Origin of the sequence: Paludibacter sp., assembly GCF_009712605.1 — a bacterium.
Taxonomy (GTDB): Bacteria; Bacteroidota; Bacteroidia; order Bacteroidales; family Paludibacteraceae; genus Microbacter.
The window spans coordinates 85431-97548 of the sequence record NZ_WASO01000001.1 but is presented as its reverse complement, the minus strand read 5'-3'; the positions used below and the strand labels follow the sequence as shown (position 1 = coordinate 97548).

General features: G+C 42.8%; 9 protein-coding genes. 5 read left to right on the top strand and 4 right to left on the bottom strand.

Annotation, left to right across the window (positions count from 1 at the left end; translation table 11 throughout):
- Positions 1-4 precede the first annotated feature (4 nt).
- From rfbD to gldG, 3 genes are all read left to right on the top strand, one after another.
- The gene (gene rfbD, locus F8N35_RS00360; protein ID WP_293049378.1) at positions 5-880 is read left to right on the top strand and encodes a dTDP-4-dehydrorhamnose reductase; all 876 of its coding nucleotides are present in this window, start codon (positions 5-7) and stop codon (positions 878-880) included.
- Positions 881-913: 33 nt separating this feature from the next.
- Positions 914-1462 carry an XRE family transcriptional regulator gene (locus F8N35_RS00355; RefSeq protein WP_293049377.1) on the top strand — a complete coding sequence of 183 codons (549 nt, stop codon included), beginning with the start codon at positions 914-916 and terminating at the stop codon, positions 1460-1462.
- A gap of 80 nt (positions 1463-1542) precedes the next feature.
- A complete protein-coding gene (gldG, locus tag F8N35_RS00350; RefSeq protein WP_293049376.1) occupies positions 1543-3228 on the top strand; it encodes a gliding motility-associated ABC transporter substrate-binding protein GldG in 1686 nt (561 codons plus the stop codon).
- A 62-nt stretch (positions 3229-3290) separates the two neighbouring features.
- Here gldG and F8N35_RS00345 read toward each other — a convergent pair whose 3' ends face one another.
- The 4 genes from F8N35_RS00345 to F8N35_RS00330 form a co-directional block, all read right to left on the bottom strand.
- On the bottom strand, positions 3291-3671 hold the full coding sequence (locus F8N35_RS00345; protein ID WP_293049375.1) for a hypothetical protein: 381 nt from the start codon (positions 3669-3671) through the stop codon (positions 3291-3293).
- 256 nt (positions 3672-3927) lie between these two features.
- Positions 3928-4950, bottom strand: a complete 1023-nt coding sequence (locus tag F8N35_RS00340) for a glutamine synthetase beta-grasp domain-containing protein (protein WP_293049374.1) — start codon at positions 4948-4950, stop codon at positions 3928-3930.
- Positions 4951-5248: 298 nt separating this feature from the next.
- On the bottom strand, positions 5249-5938 hold the full coding sequence (locus F8N35_RS00335; RefSeq protein ID WP_293049373.1) for an NAD-dependent deacylase: 690 nt from the start codon (positions 5936-5938) through the stop codon (positions 5249-5251).
- Positions 5939-5990: 52 nt separating this feature from the next.
- Entirely contained in the window at positions 5991-6815 is an 825-nt protein-coding gene (locus F8N35_RS00330) for a peptidylprolyl isomerase (RefSeq protein ID WP_293049372.1), read from the bottom strand.
- A 162-nt stretch (positions 6816-6977) separates the two neighbouring features.
- On the opposite strand from F8N35_RS00330, the gene F8N35_RS00325 reads away from it, so the two are divergent.
- The gene (locus F8N35_RS00325) at positions 6978-11441 is read left to right on the top strand and encodes a translocation/assembly module TamB domain-containing protein (RefSeq protein ID WP_363928354.1); all 4464 of its coding nucleotides are present in this window, start codon (positions 6978-6980) and stop codon (positions 11439-11441) included.
- Between the two features lie 33 nt (positions 11442-11474).
- A complete protein-coding gene (locus F8N35_RS00320; RefSeq protein WP_293049370.1) occupies positions 11475-12107 on the top strand; it encodes a DUF3256 family protein in 633 nt (210 codons plus the stop codon).
- Positions 12108-12118: the final 11 nt, after the last annotated feature.

Here is a 12118-nt window from a genome sequence, read left to right as displayed (position 1 = left end):
AAGTATGAAAAAGGTTTTAGTCACAGGTTCGTATGGGCAGTTAGGCAGTGAACTGCAACAAATTGCCCCACAAATGAAGGATGTCGAATTTGTCTTTACAGATGCCGACACGTTAGACATTTGCGACAAAGACGCTATCGAGCAGTTTGTGGCCAACAAATCGTTCGATTTTATCGTCAACTGCGCTGCTTATACGGCAGTGGATAAGGCAGAAGAAGATGAAGAGAAGTGTTTTGCAATTAATTGCGAGGCAATCAGAAACATCGGGGAAGTTGCTGCTTCACACGAAATTAAAGTTATCCATATCTCCACCGATTATGTTTTTGACGGAACGGCACACGTACCTTACACCGAGGACGTAAAAATCAATCCAAAAACGGTTTACGGAAAAAGCAAAGCATGTGGTGAAGCCGATCTGAAAAGAGTTTGCCTTGATGCCGTTATTATCCGTACGTCGTGGTTGTATTCGGTTTATGGCAACAATTTCGTAAAAACGATGTTGAAACTCGGAAAAGAGCGCGACGAACTCAAAGTTGTTTTTGACCAGATAGGAACACCAACCAATGCTGCCGATTTGGCTGCTGCCATCTTGCAGATTATCGGGAAAACCATTGAAAATGAAAACGCTTTCAAAACAGGCGTTTATCACTTTTCAAATGAGGGTGTTTGCAGCTGGTACGATTTCACCATTGCCATCCATCGCCTTGCAGGAATTGACTGCAAAGTGTTGCCAATCGAATCGAAAGACTTTCCGGCAAAAACTCCACGGCCGTTCTACAGCGTCTTGAATAAATCAAAGATCAAAAAGACTTTCGGAATCTCAATTCCACATTGGGAAGCAAGTTTAGGTTCCTGTGTTGAAAAGCTGAACAAACAATAGCGTTTTATAAAACTTCAATAACTCATATTTTGTATGGACGATAAAATCAGACAGATAGCTGCACGTCTGCACGGATTAAGGGATGCACTGAATATATCGGTCAAAGAGATGGCCGATGCTGCGATGGTAAGTGAGGAAGAATACCTTCTCTGTGAAAATGGAGAAAAAGATATTCCGGTAAGCCTTCTGCATAACATTGCCGGTCATTTTAACGTTGAAATGACAGCCTTGCTATTCGGGGAAGAACCGAGAATGCGAACTTACTATCTCACCCGTAAAGGTCAGGGAGTGGCTATCGAAAGGACAAAAGCTTACAAATACCAATCGCTGGCAGCAGGTTTTGCAGGCAGAAATGCCGACCCGTTTATTGTCACGGTAGAGCCTTGCGACAATCCTGTTTGTCTGAATACTCATGCAGGACAAGAGTTCAATTATGTTATTGAAGGGAGAATGCTTCTGGAAATAAACGGAAAAGAACTGATTCTGGAAGAAGGAGATTCGCTTTATTTCAATGCCGAATTAAAGCATGGAATGAAAGCACTCGACAATAAAACAGTCCGTTTCTTAGCCGTAATCATATAACTATCAATTTTGTTTGAAAAATAAGACTTCCCGACAATTTTTTGTACGGGAAGTCATTTTTATGTTTGGTCTATCCTCTGATGAAAAATAAACGCCTTTTTCTCCAAATAGCTGCTGTGGCAGTAGCCATTGCTGCTGTTTCTTTCATATCTCATTACCTGTTTTTCCGTCTCGATTTAACATCCGACAAGCGATATACCATCTCATCAGCTACAAAAGGACTGATGAAGTCGCTGGATGAGCCGGTACAAATCAATGTGTATCTCGACGGTGATTTAAACGCCGGTTTTCTACGGTTAAAGCACTCCTGCACGGACTATCTGGACGAGTTTAAGGTATATGCCGGCAAAAATATTCAATATCAGCTCATCGATCCTGCAAAAGCAGCCGAAGGTAAAGATCAGGACGCCTATTATGCTTCGCTCGAGAAACGGGGCATGCATGCTACAATGGTCTATGAAAAAGATGCTGATGGGAAAGCCGTACGGAAGATAATTTTTCCCTGGGCGGAAATCATCAGTCATAAAGACACTCTTTTAGTGAACCTGCTTACCAATGTACAGGGACATTCCGGGGAAGAGAACCTGAATGCTTCGGTGGAAAATCTTGAATATCAGTTGACTGATGCTATTCGAATATTGAATGTGAAGGAAAATCGTAAAATTGCGTTTCTGGAAGGCAACGGAGAACTTCCCGAACCGGAAGTGTATGACGCAACCACAGCCCTCAGCCGCTATTTTCAGGTAGACAGAGGCGTTCTCGGCAACGATCCGAAAGCACTTGACCCGTACAAAGTTGTTATCATTGCCAAACCGGCAACCGCTTTCTCCGAGAATGAGAAATTCATTATCGACCAGTATATTATGAATGGAGGACGTGTGCTGTGGCTCATTGACGGATCAAAAATCGACAATGATTTCCTTTCGAGAACCGGGCAGGCAACCATTGCTCCGCTTGATGTCAATCTTTCGGATATGCTTTTTGGATATGGTATTCGCATCAATCCTGACATTGTGCAGGATGTTCAATGCGCCTCTATGCCAATCAATGTGTCACGCCCGGGAGAAGAGCCTCAATTTAAGCCAATGCCGTGGGTTTTTCAGCCTTTACTTTTAACTTCTCCATACAACGCCACCACGCGTAATCTGGCCTCTGTAAAGGCAAATTTCGCTTCATCGATAGATTTTGTAGGAGTGGACACTCTGGTAAAGAAACAAGCGCTTCTCTCCACCTCTAATGCATCACATGTTTTAGCACCTCCGGCAATGGTTGACCTGAAACAAATGCCGGATCCGCGTGATCACGACTATTTCCGCTTCCAGAATATTCCGGTAGGTGGTCTTTTGGAAGGGACCTTCACTTCTGCCTTTGCCAATAGAATGGTTCCCGAAGGGATTAACAAACCCGCATCAATAGCCCGTAAGAGCAAGTATACAAGAATGATTATTGTTGCAAACGGAGATATTATCCGCAACGAAGTTCACGGTACCGGCGACAACATGCAACTGTTACCTTTAGGATTCGACAGCTATACCAATCGCCAATACGGTAATCGTGATTTCATCGTAAATGCTGTTTTGTATCTTAGCGGAGACGATAGCTGGCTCGAATTAAGATCGCGCGTAGTTCCACTTCGTTTGCTTAACAATGTTGCTACGACAGAAGGCAGAACAACATGGCAAATCATCAATCTGGTTACCCCTTTGATTCTGCTGGGTTTATTTGCCGCGGTTTTCTTTTTCTTAAGACGACGAAAATATTCCTGATATAACGAAAATGGCCTTGATGATTGTTTCATCAAGGCCATTTTTTTCAAATACGGCTGTATTTATTTTTTCGGTTCTTTGTTTTCTTTGAATCGTTTATCCGGCGTACCGTCTTTTTTCAAATGTTTCGGAGCAGCAGCTTCTTTGTTTTCTTTAAAACGCTTGTCGGGAGTACCATCTTTTTTCAGGTGTTGACCCGGAGCAGCCTTTGCAGGAGGTGGAGGAGGAGGCGGAGGTGTTACGTTCTTAGCATTTTTCTCAACTTTCTTCATTTCTTTGTCGGCCTTTTTCATATCCTTATCGGCCTTCTTCATGTCCTTGTCTGCTTTTTTCATCTCTTTCTTAACTTCCTTCTTTGCTGGAGGAGCAGCAGGAGTCTGAGCACTTAGCGATGACGCAGCAACAAATAAGGCTGCCATCAGCAATGTGAATACTTTTTTCATATAGACCATTGATTTTTTATACACCCGCATGTGAGTAGTATTGGTTTGTAATAAGGACGAACATGCTCGTTTTCAAGAAAATCAGCTTACAAAATGAAAGGCAAATATAAGCATGAAATGCATGTATCCAACCGCTTTATAATTTTTTATCAAAGCTCTATCGCTTGGCTGTTGCCCTCTTCAAAAGAACCTCTTACCACAAAAAAAGGGTGCCCAAAAACCGGACACCCTTTGTGAGTTGTATATTCGCTTGTAATTATAATTTTGCAATACCTTTTTTGGTAGTTGAAATAATAACTGCAGCAATTTTGTATGGATCACCGTTAGAAGCAGGACGACGGTCTTCCAAACGACCTTTCCAGCCATCTTCTACTGTTCCAATAGGAATACGGATAGAAGAACCACGGTCAGAAACACCATAAGAGAATTCGTTGATAGAAGCTGTTTCGTGTTTACCTGTCAAACGTTGGTCGTTGTAAGCTCCGTAAACAGAAACGTGTTCTTGGATGTGTTTTCCGAATTCTTCGCAGATTGCGTCAAATACTTTTTTATCACCGCAAGTTCTCATCAAACCGTTAGAGAAGTTAGCGTGCATACCCGAACCATTCCAGTCAAGATCTTTTCCAAGTGGTTTTGGATGCAATTCAACATAAACGCCATATTTTTCAGCAACTTTTTCCAAGAAATAACGAGCAACCCAAATTTGATCACCTGCATCTTTTGCACCTTTAGCGAAGATTTGGTATTCCCATTGTCCGGCAGCAACTTCAGCATTGATACCTTCAACATTCAAACCGGCTTCCAAACAAACATCGAAGTGTTCTTCAACGATTTCACGTCCGTAAGCAGCTTTAGCACCTACGCCGCAATAGTAAGGACCTTGAGGAGCAGGATAGCCACCAGCAGGGAAACCTAAAGGAAGGTTTGTTGCAGGATCCATCAAGAAATATTCCTGTTCGAAACCAAACCAGAAATCATCATCGTCCGATTCGATAGTTGCACGACCATTTGATTCGTGTGGAGTTCCATCAGGATTCAACACTTCAGTCATCACAACATAAGCGTTTTTGCGAGTTGGATCCGGGTAGATAGCAACCGGTTTTAACAAGAGGTCGGAAGAACCACCAGAAGCTTGTTCGGTTGAAGAACCGTCGAATGACCATACTTTGCAGTCTTCCAGTTTTCCACTAAAGTTGTCTTTAGACATCATCGTCTTTGCTCTCAACGATTGGGTTGGTTTGTGACCATCCAACCAAACATACTCTAATTTTGCTTTCATGTTTTTGCCTATTTTTAATTGCATTTTATTATATAAACTGATGCAAAGGTAACAAAAAGATTAGAAAAACAAGTATCTAATAGCAATTATCTTACATTTTATCCGTTTTTAATATTTTTTATTGTCATTTTGTCATACATGATAATTGCTTAAACGAATCTCATTTGCTGTATTGATAAGTAGTTGAGAGCCTTTGATTACAAACAGTTACATCATCGCAAAAAAATAGCCGGAACAGAGTTGAAAACTGTTTCCGGCTATCTGATAATTTTGAATTACACTATGCAGTGAATACTTCTTAAGACATCAACAGCCTTTCCAATTGAGCAACTCCGGTGGTCGCCGGTTGCTGAATAAATGTAATGCGCTCATAATAGGCAGTGTTTACTTCTTTTGGATCGATAAGGTAGATTGGCACGCCCTTCGGAACATAATGCAACAATCCGGCAGCCGGATACACATTGAGTGAAGTACCAATCACGGCATAAATATCTGCCTGAGCACTCAGGTCGGCAGCCTCATCAATCGCAGGAACGGCTTCTCCGAACCATACGATAAAAGGACGAAGCTGTCCACCTTTGGGACATTTGTCTCCCAGCTTTATATAAGGAGCCTCCGAAGGAAGATCAACAACATAGCCCGGATCATACGTGGAACACACTTTAGTGAGTTCTCCGTGCAGGTGGAGCACATTATTGCTTCCGGCACGCTCGTGCAGGTCATCTATGTTCTGCGTTATAATGCGAACATCAAATTGCTGCTGCAAACGAGCAAGTCCCACGTGTCCGTCGTTGGGTTTTGCTTTTAATAACTGACGGCGGCGTTCGGCATAAAAGCCAAGCACAAGTTCAGGGTTACGAGCCCAACCTTCCGGGGTCGCCACATCTTCCACGGGATATTGATCCCACAATCCACCGGCATCCCTAAACGTACTAATGCCACTTTCGGCACTCATTCCTGCTCCGGTAAGGATAACTAATTTCTTCATTCGAGTATGTTTTATCGAACGCTGTCAGTTAGTTGTTAGCTGATTGATAGCTTTATTCTTCTACTGTAACTTTTATAATCTTCACATCTTCCACGGGACGGTCGGCACGGCCGGTTTTAACCTTGGAGATTTCTTCAACTACCTCAAGACCCGAAACCACTTCTCCGAAAACGGTGTAACTGCCATCAAGATGCGGGGTGCCTCCCAACGTTTTGTAAGCCTGACGAACTTCATCCGATAACTTGTACATTGGATTGGCATCAACCTTCTGAACCGTTTCGGCATAAATTGAGTCGCGGAGATTATTAAGACCAGCGGTGTCATTTGCTAACTGAAGAGCCTTAATTTTTTCGATGTGAGTTGCCGCTATCTGTTGAAAAATACCTCTTTCCTGATTGACACGGGCAGATTGTTCCACATGGTTCAATTCATTTTCAGAACAGGTACGTCCCTGAACGATATAAAATTGAGAACCCGACGAGGCTCTGTCCGGATTAACTTCATCACCCTGACGTGCTGCCGCCAAAGCTCCTCTCTTGTGGAAAAATGCCGGATAATGAATTTCTGCCGGTACGGTATATCCGGGTCCGCCGGTGCCCAGCATCTGGTCGGGTTTTGCATCTTTCGACTGCGGATCGCCGGTTTGAATCATAAATTCACCGATGACGCGGTGAAACAAAACGCCGTCATAAAATCCCTGTTTGGCTAACTTCAGAAAATTATCGCGGTGCAGAGGCGTTTCGTCATAGAGCTTTACGAGGATATCGCCATGATTGGTTTGAATTTTTACCATAGTTGGTGATAGATTTTTGGCTGCAAAAAGGTTGCAAGCCGTCATAAAAATAGTAATTATTAATAAGATTCTGTTTGTTCTCATTTGATTTTCAAGTAAATTTGCCGAAGCATAAGTAACTTACAGGAATTGTATCCGAATGTGATGCTTCGGTTTATTCTATAGTTTTACTTATTATTCTTATTAATAGAAAGATATGAATGCCCGCCCAAAGGGCACATTTCCCCTTTACAAGATTCAAATAGGATGCTCAAAATTAAACAAAAATCTCTAAGAGTGCTCTTAATGGCTACAGCAATTACGGTAGCTATCATTGGCATTATATTTATTTTGTTGAATTTGAGCTTTGTGCAGAACTCTATCCGCAAAAAAATTGTAGCGGACCTGTCACAAAAACTACACACCCGTGTTGAAATAGGAACCCTTTCATTTTTCCCGTTTTCTGAACTAAAAATGGGAGACGTCTATCTTGAAGATCAGACTCGCGATACCCTGTTCACGGCACACCAAATGAAGGTTCACCTCGATTTCTGGCGATTGTTTCGCAAAGAAGTGGCGATAAACTCAGCCGATCTGACGCGTTTGAATTTCAACCTGAAAGTGGACTCGACCGGCAAAACCAACTTTGACTTTGTACTCAAAGCATTTGCGTCAAAAGACACCGCCAAATCGCAAATGAACCTCATTTTCAGTGTCGATCGTTTTCGCTTGTCCGACAGTCGTTTCCGTCTCAACAATATTGACAAAAAAGAACATCTCAGAACCTTTGATGCGTCTCATCTTGACGTTCACGATATTAATCTTGATTTGTCGCTGCATCGTTTTTCGTCCGATTCTCTGTCTGCCGACATTCATTCTCTCTCCTTGCGGGAACGATCGGGGCTGCAACTTTCAAAGCTTCAGACCCACATAAGAGCCAACAAGAAACAATTGATTTTGCCGTTCTTCAATCTGAAGATGCCCGCAAGTGAATTGAAGATGCAGAATATCACATTTACTACCAAGACATCCGGGAAAAAGAGCAATCTTCTGCAAAACGTAAAAGTTAACTGTTCCATTTTACCTTCGGAAATTGTACCGAGCGATCTGGCCTGTTTCCTTCCGCCACTGGCATCGTACCACGATAAGTTCAAACTAGCAACCGATCTTAGCGGAACTTTCTCCAATTTCAGGTGTAAGAAACTAAGCCTGACGGGTCAAAACAACTTTAGTCTTTCCGGCAACTTTGACATAAACGGTCTGCCCGATATAAATGAGACGTTCGTCTATGCCAATCTCAAGCAGTTGAATGTAAATGCGGCAAGAATGCAGGATATGATTGCCCATTTTACAGGGAAACCGGTTACGCTTCCCAACGAAGTTTTGCGTTTGGGAGACCTGCGTTTTAACGGTTCTCTTACCGGTTTCTTCAGCGAAATGGTGGCTTACGGGAACTTGTCGACACGTCTGGGAAATTTGTCGACCGACATGAAACTCAATTTCAGCGACAAACTGAACAAGTTGCAATTCTCAGGAGCCATCAATGCTATGAATTTCCGTTTAGGGGAAATGTTAAGTTCTCCCGATATGGGAAACATTTCGCTACAGGCAAAACTGGAAGGAAAAAGCGAGAAAGGGAAACCACTCGCAACCAAGGCAAAAGCCGTGATCTCTTCTTTTTCATTCAACAAATACACATACAATAACCTGACTATTGACGGCAATTTTGACGGATCGAAATTTGACGGATCAGCAAGTCTGGAAGACCCGAATATCCGCTTCAATCTGGCCGGACTTATCGATTTGGCAAAGAAAAGACCCGTTTATAAGTTCACGGCCGACATCCAGAACCTCACGCCCAACAAACTCAATTTGACGAAAGACTTTCCGAACCTGACAGCCGGGCTTCACATGGAAGCAAACCTTCAGGGCGATTTGATGAAAGATGCAGACGGTTCGGTTATTTTTACGAATATTAATCTGTTGAACGGAGGACAAGAGTACAACCTGAGTCATCTAACCCTCAATGCCCTACCAACATTTGAAAACAACAACAGACTGGACATTAACTCTGATCTTATCAGCGGATATTTTCAGGGCAAATTCAATTTTATAAAGCTCCCTAAAGACATCACCTACATTGCGGCGAAATATCTGCCATCGCTGCTACATACGTCCGACCGTTATGCTGCATTCAATAATTTTGCATTCAATCTGAAGGTAGATCCGGATCAGGCAGATAATCTCTTTTCGGTTTTGGCATTGCCAGTTCAGATTGAAAATGGTGCAAGTCTGGAAGGAAATATCAATTCCGATTCGCGACAGTTAAATTTTACGCTTGACATACCAACATTGACCTCAAAGTCATCGCATTTTTCGAAATTACGCTTTACATGTGACAACCCACGTGAAATGATGCAGATTACAGCGAAAGGCATGATACTTCAAAGCAATAATACAGTCATGAATCTTTTCGCATCGGCAGCTGCAGCAAGAGATTCTGTCAGTACACGGCTTATGTGGGATAACAGCGGGAAAGAGACGTATGCCGGTGAAATGGTTGCCAGAACAAGACTTTGGAAAGAAAACAATCAGTTATGGGCTGACACAAAAATATTACCCACGCAGATTATCCTGAATGATTCGGCATGGAACGTGCGTCCAAGCACGGTGAAAACCGATATGAAGAGTGTTTGGATCAATCGCTTTATGGTAGAACGCCAGGAGCAGCATCTCAGTATTGACGGAACAATTTCGTCACTGGCAACCGACAGTCTTTGTGTCGACATAAAAGGAATTCAACTGGATTATGTGTCTAAAATGGCTCACATGCAAAACCCATCGTTGAATGGTAATGTCACCGGCAAAGTAACCATACTTAGTGTTTTGAACCATCCGATAGCGAAAGTCAATGTTTTTGCCCGTGATTTTGGGTTGAATCACTGCATTTGGGGCGATACCTATGCCGAAAGCGGATGGGATGAAGCAAACCGCAAGTTGAACCTTATGGGGCGCGTGATGAGTAAGACAGACACTGTTGCACTCTTAAAAGGAGGTTTCTACACCGCAAAAGACTCAATGGCTCTTTACGGATTTGCCCGGCATCTTCCAATTACATTCCTTAACCCATACCTGACCTCATTCTTATCCAACCCGCAAGGAACCGCGACAGGGAAAATGGGAATGTTCCTCGTGAAAGGAAATATATGGTTTAATGGCGATGTAAAAATCGAAAACGGGCAAGCCGGACTTAGTTCATTAGGCACAACATATACTTTCAGCGACTCAATACACCTCCGTAAGGAAGCAATCATACTGAAAAATTTCGTTTTGCATGATGCCGAAAACAACACAGGAGTTCTATCCTGCACGGTTCCTAACAATTATTTGAAGGATTGGAAATACGACGTACAGGTTACCGCGCACAATTTACTGTCAATGAACACCAAAGAAACTGATAGTGAAAACTTTTGGGGAAAGGTATACGCAGACGGAGACGTACGGGTTACCGGTGACAGTCAGGGAACGAAGATTAATATCAACGCCACTTCAAGACCCAAAACAAATGTTTACATATCAATTGGTTCGGCAGTAAGTGCGGCCGACAATTCTTTCATCGAGTATGTTGTCAAGAAGAAGCGTAACGCTACCGTTTCCGGTGAGCAACAAAATAATAAATCAGGGAACAGCGCGCCAACAGTGATAAATGCGATGCTGAATGTCACTCCGGATGCTCAGATACACCTGATCATTGATCCGAAAGCCGGAGACAAGATAGACGCCGTAGGATCCGGAATATTAAATGTTGGATACACTTTGCACAATCCTGATCTGCAAATGCAGGGAAGTTACACCATTAACGAGGGGAAATATCTCTTTACTTTCCAGAATGCACTCAGCAGAGAATTCAAGATTGACAAAGGAAGCGCTATCCGGTGGAACGGGAATGCATATAACGCGCTCATTGACATTAATGCCCGCTATCAGATGAATGCATCCTTAGCAGATCTGGATGTCGATATTCTGAAGAACTCAGGTCGGTCGAGTGCAGTTGTGGAATGCCTTCTAAACCTCACGGGTAGCCTGATGAAACCGGACATCAAATTTGATATCAACCTGCCTAACTCAAGAGATGAAGTAAAACGCGCTGTAAAGAATGTCGTAAACACAAACGACATGATGAACCGGCAAATGATCTGGTTATTAGCGTTCAACCGCTTTTATACCCCTGATTACATGCGATCTTCTGTCAACCCGATCGGTCAGGGAGAATTGATTTCAGTTGCGAGTTCAACGTTGTCTAACCAGCTCAACAGCTGGCTATCTCAGGCTGTATCAGGCGTAAATGTTGGGTTTAACCTGCGTTCATCCGGAGTCGGAGAATATACCGGAACGGACTACGAAGCTGAAATTATGTACCAAAACAATCGTTGGATTATAAATGGCAGTGTGGGTTACCGAAACGATAACTTTTCAACCAGTAAATTCATCGGCGATGTCGATATTCAGTATGTGTTATCGAACAACGGTAAATGGCGTGTGCGCGGATATAACCGCACTAACGACTACAAGCAACTCAACCCGGCGCCTTACACACAAGGTCTTGGTTTGACATATACTGAAAATTTCAACAGTTTCAAAGATATTCTGACTGATTATAAAGATCTATTAGTCAGTACATGGGGAAAAATCAAAGGCATATTTCGCAAGAAAAAAACCGAAAAGAAATAAACCAGTCTTCGCCGGCTGCAAAAACGTAAATATATGCACAAACAGATAATTTTATTGATATTCAGCGTAGTATCGTTGTTTTCGGTATCGGGTCAAACCTCTGTTGAGAAATTGTTTCAAACGATGCCAACCGACCTTTTGTGGCTCGATCAATCGCAACGAACAGAGCTGTTTGCTTATTTCAAAGACAAAAAGGTTGATTCCATTCAAAACAGTCTGAGTGGCTACTGTAAGCTGATTGACTATAATGAAGCAACGAAGCACCTGCTGCTGAAAACCTCTCAAAAAGGCAGTATGGAAATGCAGATTTTGGGATCGGAATCATCGCCGTTCATCGCGGTAATTTTCACGGCATGCGCTCCGGCCTGTCAGTCGCACATCAATTTTTATTCCCCCGAATGGAAGCAGTTCACGATGGACTTTCCCACTTTATCAGCTTCCGATTTTTTGGCAAACGGATTATCAGAGTATGACCGTTCTATTGCAACCCAATTGCTGACTCCGCTTTTCATAAGCTATGCTTTTACAGAGCAAGGAAGCAACATTACTGCACTCTGCAATGTCAGGCAATTTCTCTCTGATGATGACTGGAAAACACTGAAACCCCTTTTGAAGTCAGAGCAACTGTCGATTAAGTTTGAAGATGGAGCCTGGAAAATCAAGTAATAAACAGCATA

Bases quoted from the DNA above. Each gene is read 5' to 3' on its own strand.
- rfbD (WP_293049378.1), top strand. From the start codon at position 5: ATGAAAAAGGTTTTAGTCACAGGTTCGTATGGGCAGTTAGGCAGTGAA.
- F8N35_RS00355 (WP_293049377.1), top strand. From the start codon at position 914: ATGGACGATAAAATCAGACAGATAGCTGCACGTCTGCACGGATTAAGG.
- gldG (WP_293049376.1), top strand. From the start codon at position 1,543: ATGAAAAATAAACGCCTTTTTCTCCAAATAGCTGCTGTGGCAGTAGCC.
- F8N35_RS00345 (WP_293049375.1), bottom strand. From the start codon at position 3,671: ATGAAAAAAGTATTCACATTGCTGATGGCAGCCTTATTTGTTGCTGCG.
- F8N35_RS00340 (WP_293049374.1), bottom strand. From the start codon at position 4,950: ATGAAAGCAAAATTAGAGTATGTTTGGTTGGATGGTCACAAACCAACC.
- F8N35_RS00335 (WP_293049373.1), bottom strand. From the start codon at position 5,938: ATGAAGAAATTAGTTATCCTTACCGGAGCAGGAATGAGTGCCGAAAGT.
- F8N35_RS00330 (WP_293049372.1), bottom strand. From the start codon at position 6,815: ATGAGAACAAACAGAATCTTATTAATAATTACTATTTTTATGACGGCT.
- F8N35_RS00325 (WP_363928354.1), top strand. From the start codon at position 6,978: ATGCTCAAAATTAAACAAAAATCTCTAAGAGTGCTCTTAATGGCTACA.
- F8N35_RS00320 (WP_293049370.1), top strand. From the start codon at position 11,475: ATGCACAAACAGATAATTTTATTGATATTCAGCGTAGTATCGTTGTTT.